This window comes from Roseobacter sp. HKCCD6576-2 (assembly GCF_013179285.1).
Classification (GTDB): domain Bacteria; phylum Pseudomonadota; class Alphaproteobacteria; order Rhodobacterales; family Rhodobacteraceae; genus Rhodophyticola; species Rhodophyticola oceani.
In genome coordinates this window covers 21,737-37,808 of sequence record NZ_WVNW01000011.1, presented here as the reverse complement: position 1 = coordinate 37,808, position 16,072 = coordinate 21,737, and the positions used below count along the sequence as shown (strand labels likewise).

General features: G+C 57.0%; 17 protein-coding genes and 2 pseudogenes. 7 read left to right on the top strand and 12 right to left on the bottom strand.

All coding sequences use genetic code 11. From position 1 onward, the window contains the following. Window positions 1–274 (top strand): annotated as a pseudogene (locus GTF44_RS22215) (transposase); the annotation flags it as partial. Here the strand turns inward: GTF44_RS22215 and GTF44_RS22615 are convergent. After that, on the bottom strand, window positions 246–767 hold the full coding sequence (locus GTF44_RS22615; protein ID WP_216369037.1) for an LA2681 family HEPN domain-containing protein: 522 nt from the start codon (window positions 765–767) through the stop codon (window positions 246–248). The pseudogene GTF44_RS22215 and the gene GTF44_RS22615 overlap by 29 nt on opposite strands. A gap of 575 nt (window positions 768–1,342) precedes the next feature. On the opposite strand from GTF44_RS22615, the gene GTF44_RS22460 reads away from it, so the two are divergent. Further along, entirely contained in the window at window positions 1,343–1,465 is a 123-nt protein-coding gene (locus tag GTF44_RS22460) for a hypothetical protein (RefSeq protein ID WP_301270783.1), read from the top strand. A 66-nt stretch (window positions 1,466–1,531) separates the two neighbouring features. On the opposite strand, the gene GTF44_RS19480 is transcribed toward GTF44_RS22460, so the two are convergent. The 6 genes from GTF44_RS19480 to GTF44_RS19455 all read right to left on the bottom strand — a co-directional run bounded on the left by GTF44_RS19480 (window position 1,532) and on the right by GTF44_RS19455 (window position 8,307). Then, a complete protein-coding gene (locus tag GTF44_RS19480) occupies window positions 1,532–2,860 on the bottom strand; it encodes a TRAP transporter large permease (protein ID WP_171562477.1) in 1,329 nt (442 codons plus the stop codon). Then, window positions 2,857–3,423, bottom strand: a complete 567-nt coding sequence (locus tag GTF44_RS19475) for a TRAP transporter small permease subunit (protein WP_171562479.1) — start codon at window positions 3,421–3,423, stop codon at window positions 2,857–2,859. Before GTF44_RS19475 ends, GTF44_RS19480 begins: the two co-directional genes overlap by 4 nt. A 77-nt stretch (window positions 3,424–3,500) precedes the next feature. Next, window positions 3,501–4,553, bottom strand: a complete 1,053-nt coding sequence (locus tag GTF44_RS19470; RefSeq protein ID WP_171562481.1) for a C4-dicarboxylate TRAP transporter substrate-binding protein — start codon at window positions 4,551–4,553, stop codon at window positions 3,501–3,503. A 45-nt stretch (window positions 4,554–4,598) separates the two neighbouring features. Next, window positions 4,599–6,980: a xanthine dehydrogenase family protein molybdopterin-binding subunit gene (locus GTF44_RS19465; RefSeq protein ID WP_171562483.1), complete on the bottom strand. Its 2,382-nt coding sequence runs from the start codon at window positions 6,978–6,980 to the stop codon at window positions 4,599–4,601. Next, window positions 6,977–7,477 (bottom strand): (2Fe-2S)-binding protein, encoded by a 501-nt coding sequence (locus tag GTF44_RS19460; protein ID WP_171562484.1) that lies wholly within the window; start codon window positions 7,475–7,477, stop codon window positions 6,977–6,979. The genes GTF44_RS19465 and GTF44_RS19460 overlap by 4 nt, the downstream gene beginning before the upstream one ends. Further along, a complete protein-coding gene (locus tag GTF44_RS19455) occupies window positions 7,474–8,307 on the bottom strand; it encodes a xanthine dehydrogenase family protein subunit M (protein ID WP_171562486.1) in 834 nt (277 codons plus the stop codon). Before GTF44_RS19455 ends, GTF44_RS19460 begins: the two co-directional genes overlap by 4 nt. A 41-nt stretch (window positions 8,308–8,348) precedes the next feature. Between GTF44_RS19455 and GTF44_RS19450 the strand changes: the two genes are divergently transcribed. From GTF44_RS19450 to GTF44_RS19430, 5 genes are all read left to right on the top strand, one after another. Continuing rightward, window positions 8,349–9,080 (top strand): TetR/AcrR family transcriptional regulator, encoded by a 732-nt coding sequence (locus GTF44_RS19450; RefSeq protein WP_253261359.1) that lies wholly within the window; start codon window positions 8,349–8,351, stop codon window positions 9,078–9,080. Window positions 9,081–9,206: 126 nt separating this feature from the next. Further along, window positions 9,207–9,470, top strand: a complete 264-nt coding sequence (locus GTF44_RS22210) for a DUF3892 domain-containing protein (RefSeq protein WP_171562488.1) — start codon at window positions 9,207–9,209, stop codon at window positions 9,468–9,470. A 129-nt stretch (window positions 9,471–9,599) separates the two neighbouring features. Then, entirely contained in the window at window positions 9,600–9,911 is a 312-nt protein-coding gene (locus GTF44_RS22610) for a DUF3892 domain-containing protein (protein ID WP_367383655.1), read from the top strand. A gap of 384 nt (window positions 9,912–10,295) precedes the next feature. Next, complete coding sequence (locus tag GTF44_RS19435; protein ID WP_171562490.1) at window positions 10,296–11,117, top strand: type IV toxin-antitoxin system AbiEi family antitoxin domain-containing protein; 822 nt, start codon at window positions 10,296–10,298, stop codon at window positions 11,115–11,117. Next, the gene (locus GTF44_RS19430; RefSeq protein ID WP_171562491.1) at window positions 11,107–12,024 is read left to right on the top strand and encodes a nucleotidyl transferase AbiEii/AbiGii toxin family protein; all 918 of its coding nucleotides are present in this window, start codon (window positions 11,107–11,109) and stop codon (window positions 12,022–12,024) included. The genes GTF44_RS19435 and GTF44_RS19430 overlap by 11 nt, the downstream gene beginning before the upstream one ends. 55 nt (window positions 12,025–12,079) lie before the next feature. Here GTF44_RS19430 and GTF44_RS19425 read toward each other — a convergent pair. The 5 genes and pseudogenes from GTF44_RS19425 to GTF44_RS19405 form a co-directional block, all read right to left on the bottom strand. Next, window positions 12,080–12,337, bottom strand: a pseudogene (locus tag GTF44_RS19425) (SMC-Scp complex subunit ScpB); the annotation flags it as partial. Window positions 12,338–12,708: 371 nt separating this feature from the next. Further along, window positions 12,709–12,981 carry a hypothetical protein gene (locus GTF44_RS19420; protein ID WP_171562492.1) on the bottom strand — a complete coding sequence of 91 codons (273 nt, stop codon included), beginning with the start codon at window positions 12,979–12,981 and terminating at the stop codon, window positions 12,709–12,711. 234 nt (window positions 12,982–13,215) lie between these two features. Beyond that, a complete protein-coding gene (locus tag GTF44_RS19415) occupies window positions 13,216–14,610 on the bottom strand; it encodes an FAD-dependent oxidoreductase (protein WP_171562493.1) in 1,395 nt (464 codons plus the stop codon). After that, a complete protein-coding gene (locus GTF44_RS19410; protein ID WP_171562494.1) occupies window positions 14,607–15,470 on the bottom strand; it encodes an oxaloacetate decarboxylase in 864 nt (287 codons plus the stop codon). The genes GTF44_RS19415 and GTF44_RS19410 overlap by 4 nt, the downstream gene beginning before the upstream one ends. Further along, window positions 15,467–16,072 carry a cysteine hydrolase family protein gene (locus tag GTF44_RS19405; protein ID WP_171562495.1) on the bottom strand — a complete coding sequence of 202 codons (606 nt, stop codon included), beginning with the start codon at window positions 16,070–16,072 and terminating at the stop codon, window positions 15,467–15,469. The genes GTF44_RS19410 and GTF44_RS19405 overlap by 4 nt, the downstream gene beginning before the upstream one ends.

The window sequence follows — 16,072 nt, the reverse complement described above, 5'->3', positions numbered from 1 at the left end:
GCATCGGTCGGGAATGCCCATCAGCGACAATACGGTTCTGCGCCAGTTGAAGCGGAATGTGCCAAGCGCAGCGCAGCCTGATGACGTTCGTGTTCTCGGCATTGATGACTGGAGCTGGCGGCGTTCGTCACACTACGGAACGATCATGGTCGATCTCGAGAAGAGATCAGCCGTTGATATCCTGGATGATCGCAGCGTCGAGAGCGTCAAGACAGGGCTGCAAAAGCGCCCGACGATCGAGGTTGTCAGCAGAGATCGCTGCGGCCTTTATGCCCCAGGATGTCGAAGGAGAGCCAGTAAAGACCACGCAGCGCAAGGTTGGGACGGTTCTCAAATGGCGAAGCAAGTGTATCTCTACATCTTGTGTCAGTGTACCATATGCCTCTAAGGCCGACTTGGTTCGGTCGCCTCTCCAACTTGAAATATGTGTTCAAGAATCCCGCTAGCTTATCGAGCAGCCCATAAGCTGCTCGAAAGGAAAACCGCAGTTTTTCAACGCCTATGGAGAACTCCGGGTAGTCCAACGTATCGATTAATTGAGTTCCGTCATCGGCAAAGCGCCTTCCCCGATCCTCAAATGGCGAACCCTCGATAGCTTCGTGGAAGAGTAAGCGCGCGGCAACAAACTCCTGCTTGAGCTGATTGTACCAACTTACGTAATGCGGCGGCTCGTCAAGTCCGTAAGTGTGCGACGGCAAATGAAGCGGATCTAACGCAGCAATTGGATATGGACCAATCACAACCAAAGGGTTCAGGAATAGGCCCATGTCTAACATTCGCTCTCGATAAATGCGCTCTTCTCCCTGCCCCAATTGCCAAGCGTGCATTTCGATTTCCGCGAGGACTGCGTCTACGTCGACTGCGGCTCGAACTTATGCAGCCTGCTCTGAGACAGCCGCACGCATTTCCGGGTATGGGCCGAAAGAGCCCGCACCGTACATTGGAGACGATCCGCCACCGAACACTATCGTGAGGTGCGAAACCCGCGACCTCGGAGAGAACCATGACCCTGAACGGACACATCGCTCAACCACTTGACAAGGCCGTAATCAGAGAACCATAATTAACCAGATTATGCGGATTGGACGCCTTTTCTGGCAAACTTGTACCCTTAATTGCAATATGCCCACAGGCTGCGCTGCAGCCCGACACTCAACGCCCGATATTTATTATAAAGGCCATATCCGTAAGCGCACGATCAGGAGAGAGCAGAGTTTTCCACAGTTTCGACCGTCTGGAAATTAAGGGTCCAATACTGCAATTAACGGTACAAACCCTCGTTGATATTTAAGGATAATTTCCGGATGAATGCTGATAAACTAACGTACAGGGACACCCGGAGATGCTGCAGATGCTTCAGGCGCATACCTTCGGACACAACAGAACCCGGTTCGTCGAAGAAACCGACCATCTGATCAGCCCGGCGTTCGGGCTACCAGGTCCCCGCCAGATGCAGTTGATTTGAAACTGGAGGCCCGCGGAGTGTCAAGTTAAGTGCCAAGTGACAAAAACGATGCCCCGAGCAGTTTCATTACAAAAACAAGGTCACAGTTGCCGGAACGAGCGCCACGATCACCAGAACGAGCATCACCACAGCGATGAAGGGCAGGGTCGCCGCAAAGATTTGTTCAACCGAAACATCCGGATCGTTAAGAGTGTTATGCACCGTAAAAACCGAAATCCCGAAAGGTGGTGTCAACAGCCCGATCTCAACCGCGAGCACCGTGACAATACCGAAATGCATAAGGTCAATGCCAAGGCCTTGCGCGATTGGGGTCGCGATAGGCACCATGATTAGCAGGATTGACGTGCTGTCGAGGATCATCCCCATCAACAGGATAATCACCGCATAAAAGAACAGAAACCCAAGCGAGCCAAAGCCTGAATCGGTAACCAATCCCGCGATAGCATTTGGCAGCCCGGCGATGGCCAGCATCCGGGAATAAAAGGATGCGGCGATCAGCAACAGCAGGATCGACACCGAGATCACCCCGGTTTGCTTCATCACTTGCCAGAGCTTGTGCCGATCCAGACTGCGGCGCGACACCGCCACGATCAACGCACCAAATGCACCGATCCCGCCCGCTTCCGTCGGGGTAAAGAACCCAGTGTAAAGACCACCGAGCACCAGCAAAACCAACAGAAGGATCGGAATGAGTTTAAGCACCAGTTGCCGCAGTGGCATTGGGGTAAAATCCCGGTTCAGCCGCCGCTCACGCACTGCGTCGGGATCGTTCAGCACGAATTTCGGATAGACAATCGTGATCCCGATCAACATCACCACAAACCCCAGCGCCAGCATCAGCCCTGGAATGATCCCGGCAATGAACATACCACCGATCGAAACCTCGGCCAGCACGCCATAGATGATCAGCAAAAGTGACGGCGGGATCAGCATGCCCAGAACAGAGGATCCGGCAACGGTGCCTGCGGAAAAGGCGGGGCGATAACCGTGGCGCGTCATCTCTGGCAGTGCGACGCGGGTAAAGACGGCTGCCGATGCGATGGACACGCCCGTGACCGCAGCAAAAATGGTATTCGCGGCAACTGTAGCGACACCGAGCCCGCAAATCATGCGGCGCAACAGTTCTTCCGCCACTTCGAACGTGTCGCGCCCGACATCGGACACACTGACCAGAAGCCCCATCAGAACAAACAATGGAATGGTGGCAAACAGGTAATCTGCGATACCCGAATAGGCCGTCAGTTCAAGCATCCGGAACGACAAGTCGATATTGCCGCGAATGATCCAGATCCCCACAAACGCCACGCCAAAGAGCGCATAGGAGATCTGCATCCCGAGCAGCACCAAGGCGATCAGCACCGCGATCAGGATGAAACCAATAGTCAGAGTGGTCATGCGGTGCTCCTCAGGCCGCGGAGTTCTGCGCGGGCTCGGTAAAGTGCAGCAAGTGCTGCGACAGTGCAGCCCAAAATGGTGATCCCCCGGAACGGCCAGGTTGGGATGGTCCAGACGCCTTGCACGCCGAAAAAATCAGTACTTTGCCAAGCACTCAGAAACTTGGGCCAAGACGCCAAAAGGATCAGCGCAAACACAATCGCTCCGGCAAGACAAAACACAGATTCAAGCCCGGCCACCACCTTGGGTGTCGATTTTTGCAGGCGGCGGACAAGGAAATCGGCGCGGGTCAGTCGCAGTTGCAGGATCGCCGCTGGAACTTGCAAAAAGACGATGGCAACAACGGCACGGGCCGCGATTTCGGACACACCGGTGATCGGCGCATCCAGAAAGTTGCGCCCAACCACATCGGCGACGATTAAAAGCATCAGCGCGCCGATGCTCGCCGTCCCAACTGCCGACATTGCAGCAGCAACAGATCCGAGAACAGCGCCGTAAGGAGCGTCGGAAAAGGCCGGAATAAAGCGGTCCTTTCGAAGCTCAGATGTGTCTTCATCGCTCATGCCGGGTGTCCTGCTGACAAAGTGACACCCGCCCGATCCACATGGGTTCGGACGGGCGCGATGTTCAGATTTTGATCTTAAAGATCTTCGTCCCAATTGCGGAGCGGCGTGGCACCTCTTTCGCGCAGCGCATCGAAATAGGCCTTAAGCACGGTTTTACCGGCATCGCCTGTCTGCTCTAGCCACGGCTCGATAATATTGGGCAGGCCATTAACCCAAGCCGCCTTTTCTACGTCGGGCAGTTGGTGAATCGTCAAACCTGCTGCTTGCATCTCTTCCAAGGCGCGCTCTGCAAGGTCACCCACATAATCACCATGTGCGATTGATGTGGCTTGCGCTGCTTCGCGCATTGCGCGCTGAACAGGCTCTGGCAGGCCACCGAAGAAATCCTCATTCGCCGCGATACCGCCGAAATACATAGATCCGATGCCAACGCGGGTCAGTTCCGGTGCAACTTCGTACACGCGTGTAGGCAGGATGCCCGACGCAAAGGACAACGTGCCTTCGGTTACACCGGTCTGGATGTTGGTGTAGTACGTAGTCAACGCGCCATCGACGGGCGTGGCACCCGTATCGCGCAGCCAGTTGGCCGACGTGCCCGGCGCGTTCAGCTTGCGGTTCTGCAGATCAGCCAGAGAATTGACCGGGAACGTGCCGTAAATGTCGTAGCTGTCCGTGATCAAGGACGACAGGTGAACCATGCCGTTTTCGGACCAGCTGTTTCTTAGTTCAGGCAGGTTCTCGGAAAGATCGTCAAAAATCTCGATGATCATCCGGTGATCTTCGGTGGCGAACGGTGTAAAGTAGGTTACGTTCTGAAGCGGCATGTTCGCCCCTTCCCAAACCGTACCGACCATGCCGATATCAACAATGCCATCCATCACAGCTTCGCGGGTGTCGGTGAACTTATATAGGATTCCGGCGTAGTTTTCCGACCAGTTCACCTGATACTCATTGCCATTCTCGGCGAGGATCCGATTCACCTCGGGCTGGAACGTGTTCTTCATCGCATAGACCCAGATATTGGCCTCTGGATGCGAAGAGCCAATGTTCACAGTGATGCTTTGCTGCGCGAAGGCCGCACTGCCCACCAGCAAGGCGGTGACCGTGGTAAAGGTTGCAAGTTTCATGATTGTCCTCCCTATGAGCGGCGCACTCCCCGGCGCCCTTTTGGTTCAGTCGTTGATTTTGCGCACCGCCCGCAGGATACGTTCCGGCGTGAAAGGCATTTCAGTCACCTGCGCTCCAAGCGGGCGCAGTGCATCGTTGATGGCGTTCATCACGGCCGCGGGGGCTCCGGCGGTCCCGGCCTCGCCCGCGCCCTTCGCCCCAAGTTCGCTTTCCTGGGTGGGCGTCTCCACATGGCCGATCTGCATATCCGGCATCTCGGCAGCCATCGGAACAAGGTAATCGGCCATCGACCCGTTCAGAAGCTGACCGTCCTCATCATAATGGATTTCCTCGTAAAGCGCGCCGCCAAGGCCCTGAACGATCCCTCCCCGGATCTGTTCATCCACCAGCTGTGGATTGATTACGCGACCACAGTCTTCGACGCACCAGTGCTTGAGTAGGGTGACAACGCCTGTATCAGTATCAACCTCCAAGTACGACGCCTGAACACCGTTGGTGAAGGCGAAGGGGTACTCCGTCGTAATGAAGTGCCTCGTCTGGACCAATTCGCGCGGGAGGTCTTCGGGCAGCGTATCTCCTCGAAAATACACGATACGCCCCAGCTCTTCGAGCGGCATACGCACCTCACCGGTGCTACCATCGACGACCTGACCATCACGGATATCGAGTTTGTCTGCCTCGGCCTGAAGCATCGCCGCAGCAACCTCAAGGATCGACCCGCGCAATGCGATTGCCGCTTGCAAGGCCGCCTCTCCGCCAATGCCCGCGCCGCGCGAGGCCCATGTGCCGCCGCCATAGGGCGTGACTTGCGTATCGCCTGTGATCACTCGCACATTGGACGGGCTCACGCCGACGCCTTCGGCCACAACCTGACTTAACATCGCTTCGGTGCCCTGCCCTTGTTCAGTCACGCCGGACATCGCCACAACCGACCCATCCGGGTCCATTCGCACTGTGCAGCCGTCCTGTGCTGAGATCCGCGCGCCGCCGATGCCGTACATGAAAGGCGACGGGTTCGTCAGCTCGATGAAAGACGCTATGCCGATGCCGCGATACTTGCCCTGCTTACGGGCCTCAGCCTGATCGGCGCGCAACGCGTCATAGTCCATCATCTCTATCAGCTTGTCCATCGACGCATGGTGCGACAGGCCCTCGAACTTCATCTTGGCAGGTGATGTTACCGGATACGCATCGTCCCCGTACATATTGCGCCGCCGTATCTCGACCGGGTCCATTCCGATCTCTGCGGCCGCCATGTCCACCAACCCTTCGGTGATGGCAACCGCGATAGGATGCCCCACCGCGCGATACTGACAGGTTGGAGCCTTGTTCTGAAACACAACCGTGGTCTGTGCCCGGTAATTGGCGAAGTCATAAGGGCCCCCACACAGGTTCACGACCTGATTGCCTTCGATCGCAGAAGTACGCGGATACACCGAGTACGGCCCGATCCCAGTCCAGTCATCAACGTCCATGGCAAGAATTATTCCGTTTTCATCAACGGCAATCTTGGCCTCGATCTCGTGATCGCGCGCGTGGATGTCTGTGGTGTAGCTTTCGAGACGATCCGCGATGAATTTGATCGGGCGTCCCATCACTTTGGCAATGGCAGCCGTTGCCACCTCATCGGGATAGACATGAACCTTGATGCCATACGACCCGCCAACATCACCGCAAATGACACGCACGCAGCTTTCTGGAATGTCCAGATGCTTGGCAAGAACGGCCTGCATCATGTGCGGCGCCTGCGTTGCATGATACGCGGTCATCTGCCCTTCGGCAGGGTTCCAATCGACAAGGATCGAACGCGGCTCGAGCGTGACGCCGGTGTGGCGCGCAGTTTTGAAGCTGGCTGACACAACCTTCTGCGCGGTCTCGAACACAGCGTCGACATCGCCTTCTTCGTGCAGTCGACGAAACGCGAGATTGTCACCCAAATCCGGATGAATGACAGGCGTGTTCTTATCCAGCGCGGACATGGTGTCCGTGACAACGGGCAGGTCCTCGTAGTCGACCATGACCAGCGAAACCGCCTCTTCCGCCGCTGCGCGCGTGGTTGCGACAACAGCAACGACCGGCTCTCCAACCCAACAGGCGCGGTCCATGGCAAGCGGATGTTGAGGTGGAGATTTCAGCCCTTTAAGATGTGCAAGAACGGCGACCCAAGGTGTACACACCTTGGCCAAATCCGTGCCAGTAAAGACGCCCAAAACGCCTTTGACTGCTTTGGCTTCGTCGAGATCAATCTCACCAATTTTTGCGTGCGCAACGGGCGACCGTGAAAACGCGACGTGAAGCATCCTTGGCAGCACGATGTCATCAACATAACGCCCTCTACCCTGCACCAGCTTGGTCGCATTCGGACGTGGAACTGTCCTGCCGATATAAGAATTCGGACGGTTAGGGTTGTTGAAGGGGATCGTCATGCTTGCTCATTCCCGGCGCGCTGCTGCGCGGCACGCTCAACAGCATCAATGATGGCCTCGTAACCAGTGCAGCGGCAGTAATTGCCTGACAGATGCTCTCGGATTTCTGCTCGGCTTGGCGTCCCGCCTTTGGACAGTAATTCTTCTGCCGAGACGAGCATGCCAGGTGTGCAGAACCCGCACTGCAACGCATTGCGCGCCACAAAGGCATCCTGCAAATCCCTGATCACAGCGGTGTCTGTCAGGCCTTCGACCGTCCAGACCTCAGCCCCGTCCGCCTGTGCCGCCAACATCAGGCAGCCGCGCACCGCGTCGCCATCAACGCGGATCGTACACGCGCCGCAGACGCCGTGTTCACAACTCGCATACGCACCAGTCAGCCCCAATTCGAGGCGCAAAAAGTCGATCATGTGCTGTCCTGCAGGCACACGAGCCTCAACCGGTTCACCATTGACGGTTAAAGACACGTCGACTCTGTCACGAAACAATTCGGTCATGCGGCTTCTCCTTCCAAACGGGCAAACGCGCGACGCAGCAGGACGCCAGCAAGGTGCCGACGATACGCAGCACTTGCCTGTGTGTCAGACGGTGGGTCCATCTCGGACGCCAAAGCCGCAACCGCCGCGTCCAGATCGCCCCCATCCAGCGCGGCCATCGAAGAGGTCGCCAGAATAGGCTTTGGTCCAACCGAAAACAGCGAGATGCGGTGGCCTGCCGCGCGTTTGACAAGGCAAAGACCAACCATCGCATAATCACCCGAGCGGCGCACGACCTCTTCAAGAACCTGTACCTCGTCTGGCTCTGTGATCGGCACTGTGATCGAGGTCAAAATCTCGTCTTCGTTCAAAGCGGTTGTGAAGACCTCTTCAAAAAAGTCTTCCGCAGGGATGCTGCGCACCCCATCCGGCCCTTCGACATGGATCGTCGCGCCCAATGCCAATGCGCAGGCCGGGAATTCCGCCGCAGGGTCCGCATGCGCCAGTGCCCCGCCAATCGTGCCGCGATTGCGGATGGCGGCGTGGGCAATGTGCCCGACAGCGGTCGTCAACAATGGTGCTTGCGCTTTTACATGGGGGTCACTGCCCACCTGGGCGTGGCGTGTCAGAGCGCCAATCCGAAGGGTGTCACCATCAAGGGTGACGCCAGACAAGTCGCTAATGTTTGAGATATCGACCAGCATATCACCGTTCGAAAGGCGCATATTCATTGCGGCGATCAAACTTTGACCGCCCGCCAACACGCGACCTTGACCGTCCGACGCCGTCAGCAATTCAAGAGCATGTCCAACGCTCTCAGCCCGGGCATAGCCACCCGCTGATGCCTTCATAGCGTCCTCCCCCCTTTTGCAATCCGCACCTTATTAAGCGCTTGATCAATTATATTGAGCAGATGATCTTTAAAAGTGAGTCGTTGCAAGAAAAATTTTTTGTCTCTACCAAACTGCGGGAGCGCCTGATGAACGAACCGACAACAAATCCCGCCCGTGATGGCGAAGAAAGCGCGACGCGAAAACGCCTGCCCCCAGCAGAGCGCCGCCAACAGATTGTTGACGAAGCCGTGTTGTTTTTTGCCGAAGTCGGTCTCGAGGGTAAAACGCGCGAATTGGCCCGGCGCCTTGGGGTAACGCAATCGCTGATCTTTAGTTACTTTGCGACCAAAGATGAACTGATCGATGCGGTTTATGAAAAGGTGTATATCGGTCGGCTGTCCCCCGATTGGCCCGAACGCCTGACAGACCGCAGTGTGCCGTTACGCCAACGACTTCTCGCATTTTACAGTGAATACAGCGCTTTGATCTTCGAATGGGAGTGGATGCGGATTTTCATGTTCTCGGGGCTGGCAGGCGCAACTCTCAACCGCCGCTACCTCAGGCATTTGGGTGAGGTCATCCTAAGCCCGCTCTTGGCGGAAACCGAAGCGCTGGCCCGCTCGGACAGCCCGCCAAAGATGGAAGATGTTTGGAACCTGCATGGCGGAATTGTTTACATCGGCATACGCCAGCATATCTACCGCATGCCGGAGCCCGCCAAACCGCAGGAAGAGATTGCACGGGCCATCGACAAGTATCTTCAGTTCTTCGACATCGGCACTGACCACTAAAACTCGTTGTCGCCTATGAGATTCCCTCCCTAGATAGCCCAACGCTTTGTGTGATCTCAAAGCATTTGATTTAGACATCAGTTTGTAAAAGCTTTGCCAACGCAAATTGCACAAGTGACCGCCTAGGTGACCAATCCGACCAAATCTGGCCTTTCAGCACACAAGGACGGCGACATTACCAAACTTTGCAAATCAGGCGAGGCATGGTCTCCGCGGCAGAAGGCTGATGCGATCCGCGATATCGAAAACGGCACGCACACGTACTACGTCCAGCAAGCTGGTACATCTCGTGTCAACAGCACCGTGGTGAACGGAACAACCGGAAAATACCTCCGCTCAACCGCCGACAAGTCTTCGAGCAACAACTCGGACAATCTCCCTGACTGCTAAGCCGATGACCCCGCAACATTAGGACTCGCACAGAGCACCCACCTCTGCGGGTCCGTGTCAAACCGACATCGTCGGATGTCATAAAAGGAAGGATATTTCTCTATGCCACAGGATCATTAGGTCACCTGTATTATCCCAGACGGGGCAGACTCTGACCGGCGTATTGACAGCATCGGCGGAGCCACTGGCTCCAAGAGTTGCGGTCCTTGGTGCATTAAGCTCGACGTTGCCATCAAAGGTATCGAAGATGGCACGTGGCGTTTTTGGACAAGCGCAAATGGCAAGTCGGTCTGGGTCGTTATCGCTATCCGGAACGGAAAAAAGTACCTGAAAACCGAAGCGGATGGTGCCGAACCGAATGTGCCGAACCGAATAACCTCTTGGGTCTGCCGCGCTGTAAGTAGACATGGGAGCACACTACCTCAATCTTATCGAAGATAGAGACACCTCAGGCAATCGCTGCAATCAATTCAGGAGCTGAAAGGCGAGTTCTTGGTCAGAATAACACAATGCGCTTGGGCCCGATGGACCGTACTAGTTTTTGAGCAATGAATGGCTGCCTTCCAGAATTCGCTGAGTTAAAGATAAGATGGAAGGAAAGCTCTGATCCCAGCCACTCCCTATGCGGGGGGGGGGTGAGGAATTTGCTCTGAGAAGTTATCATCGGCGACAGTCGCTGCTCCTGGCTCTCCTGAGTCTGATCTTTTCAACTATACCATCTGCTCCTGTGGATTTCGTCACTCTGCGGCATTTTAGACGCTCCTTACACAGAATCCATAAAGAGCTCCGTGGCAATTTCTTTGAAAGTATGCCAATTTAAGCGCTATGACTACTGGACGCGCTCAAAACTTGAAGAAAGTGCTTGACGCTGTGCCATCAGGCTATCTCGTCGATGCCAAATGGCTCACGGCGCATGGCATCGCGTACGAGTCTTTCCGAGACTACGTCAACCGAGGCTGGCTGGAGCGTGTCTACCGCGGTGTTTTTCGTCGTCCCGGCCCCATAAGAGCAAAGAGCAACACACTCGACTGGGAGACCTGCATTCTCTCCCTTCAGCATATCATGGGACATAATGCCCACGTGGGGGGCATGACCGCTCTCTCCCGACAAGGTTACGATCACTATTTGCGCCTAGGACATACAGCACCAGTCTGGATCTATGGCGACAAGAACCCGCCCTGGCTCGGCAAGCTCCCATTGAACGCAACCATCATACAACGCAAGCGAACACTCTTCGCAGACCCAAAACTCGGCGTGACCAGCGATAAGACACTGTCGGTGGACAGCACGCCTTGGGACTGGCAGTTGAGGATATCGACACCGGAACGAGCGATCATGGAAGCCATTGAAGAGCTACCAGACCATGAGAGCTTCCATAACCTCGATGTGGTTTTCGAAGGCCTGACAACGCTGCGACCAAAACTACTCACCGCACTCCTGCACAGTTGCAAGAAGATCAAGGTAAGGCGCATCTTTTTTGTTTTCGCGGATCGCCACGATCACTCCTGGCGCAAACGCCTCGATGCCAAAGCGTTCGACTTTGGGACGGGCGACCGTGCTCTGGTTAAGGGCGGAAAGATCCACCCACAGTACCGCATCATGGTGCCGGAGGAGTTTGTGAGAACGAAGGTCGACGATGGCGCGTAAGACCTATGAAGCCCAGGTCGCCCTTCTGGTGCGCGTACTCCCTTATGTCGCTAGAGAAGAGATTTTCGCGCTCAAGGGCGGCACGGCAATCAACCTGTTCTATCGCGATTTACCGCGCCTCTCGGTTGATATCGACCTGACCTACCTGCCGATCAAAGAGCGTGCTGAAAGCCTTGCCGAGATCAACGAGGCTATGAATCGCATCGCCGCCTCAATCGAAGAGAGCATTAGGGGCGCGCGGGCTCAACGAATTCTAGGAGGTGGGGGCGGCGCCACCCGCGTGCTAGCACGTCTGGAAAGCGCCGAGATCAAGATCGAAACCTCGCCCGTCACACGGGGCGTTGTCCATGACTCCGAAATCCGTTCAGTCTCCGACGCGGTGGAAGATGCGTTTGGATACGCAGAGATGCAAATTGTCTCGTTCGAAGACCTTTTCGGCGGCAAGCTAAATGCTGCAGTTGATCGCCAGCACCCGCGCGACCTTTACGACGTGAAGCTGCTCTATGAACACGAAGGCCTGACGGACGATCTATTCCGGACCTTCTTGATCTACGTCGCCTGTTCGTCACGTCCTGCGCATGAGTTGCTGAGCCCCAATCTGATCGATCTCGACCAGCCTTATGCGCGTGAGTTCGAGGGCATGACCAAATCACCCGTCCACCTCGATGACTTACTAGTGACACGCAAGCAGTTGATCGCGGACATTCAATCCCGTTTCGACGAAAGCACCAAACAATTCCTGCTCAGCCTGCAGGATGGCACCCCGGACTTCTCTGCCATAGATCGACCACAGGCTGCTGAGCTTCCCGCCGTGCGTTGGAAGCTTCTCAATCTGAAACGGTTGATCCAAAAAAATCCGGGAAAACACGCTGAGCAGAGGGGGGAGCTGGAGAAACTCCTCAACTGACACTTCGACCGATTGAAAATGCGTGGCAACTGAACTGTTGCTAGGTTGTCCCCTCTCAAAGCTCCGCGACAGCCGCAATCGCCGCATCCTCCAACTGCTCTCGATCCGGCAAGTCGTGCAGTGTCTCAAGATCGAACGCGACCAGAAACCGCTCGGTCATAACGTAGGTGTAAGGCGCCCCGCGCTGCGGGGACCGCGGACCTGTCCCGATCAACCCACGGGCATGAAACCGCCCGATCAAGTCGCGACTGATCTCCTTGCCGAAGATGTCCTTGAGCCCATCCCGCGTGATCGGTTGGTGATAGCCGACCGATCACTGAGCCGGGACTAGGCTGGCCGTCTGGCGGAGATGTTCTCGACTGATGCCAAGCCGTGCACCAGATGACCTTTGCCAACGTTCAGAGCTCCGCACATCGGTTCATCTCAAAGAAACCCATACAACGATGCTCGGGCTGCAACTCCGGTCATTCCGATCCAGGACCAATCCTGCGTTGTGATCGGCAAGGATGGCGGATCACTTGCCCGCATTGCGGTCGGCCGTTCCAAAACTTGGGTCAATGCGACCGCGGCCGTCCGTTCGATCAATATCGTGCCGCCGCACTTCGAGGAGAGAACCTGCTCCAAGATGATGCAGAACGCGACATCCAAACCTGGACATCACCTCTGAAACTCGCCTGTCTCCTTCTAATACGCAGAGTGCCCTGGCCATTCCCGCGCGACGCCAAACTCTGGCGCTATAGAGTTCTCGGTGCCGTCATACCAAACCTCTACGAGATCATCGCCAGAGAGGGATCGTTCCCGCCCTCGCCCAAGCATCCAATTGTGCCACTCCATATCCGACCCGCACTCCTGGCTGGCGTCGCCATCGTGGAGCGCGCAGGCCCGGAAGTGTTGCAGATGCTTCAGGCGCATACCTTCGGACATAACAGAAACCGGTTCATCGAAGAAACCGACCATCTGATCAACCCGCCGTTCGGACTGCCAGGCCCTCGCCAGATGCAGTTAATTTGGGACTGGCGACACAGATAGTCTCAAATTAACTGCCCAGCCTATCAAGAACCGCCGCAATCTTACAATTAAGTGCCAAGCGACAGAATCATCCGTTCGTCATTGCAGAGCTGCGTGGTCAGGCCAAAAGGGTCTTCCCAGTTGCATCGCGCCAAAGAAGGCCCACGCTCCGATTTCGTTGAATCAAGCATCCGATAACCCCATTCGTGTTTGTGCGGCGGCGTGCTGCCCCGCGATGCGTCCCAATACCACAGCGGATAAGAGTCCGTTGCCAGACAGGTATCCGCGATCTCCGGTTCCCGAAACGCCCACAGCCGCGCCACCCGCGGCAAAGAGGTTCGGGGATGTCTTGCCATTTTTAAGTTTCACCCGGGCGTCAGAGGTGATATTCAAGCCGCCCTGCGTATGAAAAAGCGCCCCGGTAACTCTCACCGCCATATAAGGCGGCTTGAGGCCGGGTCCGGTGAAGAGCCGGCCAAACTGGTCTTTTCCGTCTTCGGGAATGGCGTCCAGTGTCTGCTCGAGCGCTGCCTTGGGCAGATCGCAAATCTTCGCGAGGTCGGCGATGGTCCCGGCGCTGCGTAGGGCTACGACAGCTTCGGCGTCTTTGAAGTCCTGAAACTGTCGCGCGATATCGGCGATGCGCGCATCGAAAATGGCCCAGGCAATACCGTCCGGTTGCGACAGGACGGCACGCGCGGCCTCAGAATAGCCTTGGCTTTCGTCCCAGAACCGCTCGCCTTCGGTATTCACCTGCACGCCACCCGCCGTAATCACGGCCCAACTGATCAAGACCCCGTGCGGAGTCGCAACGTTGCCATGACCTTGATACGCGCCCAGATGTAGGCTCTCGGCTCCAAGCGCCTCACCCCAATGCACGGCATCGCCCTTGTTGCCGTCATGGCCGAACCAGAGCGCACCTTCGATCTGGGGCATATGCTTTGCCACCATCTCGCGATTGCCGCCGAACCCGTTGCAGGCAAGGATCAGGGCGTGACATCCGATGCGCTCGGCGCCTTCAGGCCCCTCGACCTCGACCCCCGTGATCCGCGCGCCATCCTGAAACACCGTCACAGCGCGCCGGCCACAGACGATATCGATGCCCTCCGCCTCGCAAGCGGTGCGCAACCGATCCACCAACTCCTGACCCGAGCGCGACGGAAGCCCATGCATGCGGCGCCGCGAATGACCGGGATAGTCGAAATCCGTCACGACCGAGAACGGCAGATCGAACCGCTCCGCAAGCCATTCGATCACCTGCCCCGCGTCACCGGCAAGCGTGTCCACCAGGTGCTGGGGGTTTTCACCGTTGGCCTTGCGCTGGATATCCTCGGCAAGCAGGCCCGGCGCGTCCTCAATGCCCACCGCTGTCTGAAAGCAAGTGCCTGCAGCAGGGATCAGGCCGGCGGACAAAGCTGTTGATCCAGACGGGACGGCATCAGCTTCGAGCACGAGAACCTCGCCAGCATTGTCCGCTGCCGACAGCGCCGCAACCATACCGCTGGCGCCGGCGCCGATCACAAGGACTGGCACCGCAAGGTCGAAACCTGCGGACGGTGTTGGCCGGACGGCTGTCATTTCTTGTCTTCGTAGTTCTGCCCGAGCGCGAGCATCTCACTGGTGCCGATACGATCATTCAGGCCATCGAAATCAAACATTCGATCCGCAAATGGGCGGTTCGATCCGTTGGCCCTCAGGCTGGCGTAATACTCGCCCGCCGTCTTGGCCAAAGCCCGGACAATACCGCCGGGAAAGATGGCGATCGAATACCCGATCTCTTCAAGACCCGGTGCGCCCTGTAAGGGCGTCGCTCCCCCTTCGACCATGTTCACAAGAAGAGGTACACGCCCGTTGAAGTGTTTTGGTACTTTGCGTAACTCGTCGCCGGTGCGCGGCGCTTCGATAAAGAGCACGTCGGCACCGGCGGCGACGTAAGCGTTCGCCCGCTCCAGCGCCGCATCAAAGCCCTCAACAGCAATCGCGTCGGTGCGCGCGATAATCAGCGTTTCGTCACTGGTGCGCGCATCGGCAATGGCCGCAATCTTGCCCGTCATCTCTTCCATTGGGATCAGCGACTTATCGGACAAGTGGCCACAGCGCTTGGGAAAGGTTTGATCTTCGACCTGCAACGCACTCGCGCCAGCCCGCTCGAAGAACCGCATGGTGCGCTGAGCATTCAACGCGTTGCCGAACCCGGTATCGGCGTCCACGATGACCGGCAAATCGACACGGTCGCGGATCAGCGACATGGTTTCGGTCATCTCGGTAACCGATATGAGCCCGATGTCGGGCCGGCCAAGCCGGGTATACGCCACCGCCGCGCCGGAGAGATAGAGCGCCTCGAACCCGGCTTCGGCCGCAATCGCCGACGTCAGCCCGTCGTAAACCCCCGGTACAACAAGGATTTCCGAAGCTTTGAGGCGGGCACGCAGGCTCATGCCAGCTTCTCCAGCATCTCGGCGCAGGTCTTGATCGGTGTGATCGACCCGAGCGAGACCAGCGTGGCATCGTGCATCTCCTGCTTGAAAGCGGCACAGCCGTCGGACAGCAGGATCGTGTGCACATTGCGCAAATGCGCATCGCGAACGGTGCTGGCCACCCCACCATTGGTGACTATGCCGCCAACGATCAGCGTGTCGATGTCGAGATACCGCAGAATGTACTCCAGCCGCGTCTGGTAGAACGCCGAATAGGCGATCTTCTCGATGGTGAAATCCGCGGGTGCAAGTTCGTCAACAAGGCTATGCCCCAAAGCCCCGGGCGCAAAGTCACCCTTACCCAGGAAAGGACGGAGTTCTTTCAGGTGCGGCGCGATCAGCGGCTCGCCGTCCGGTCCAGGAACCAATGTGAATTGTGCGCTGATGTAAACACCACCCTTGGCGCGCAGCGCATCGGCCAGCGGTTTGATTCGCTCGGGCAAGGCCGAGATTGCCTCGGATGTCTGGCCCGCGCGCCCATATGCGCCCTCGACCTGCAGAAAGTCATTCTGCAGGTCGATCGTCAGAAGTGCCGTTCGTTTGAGGTCAATTGCGCGAATCAT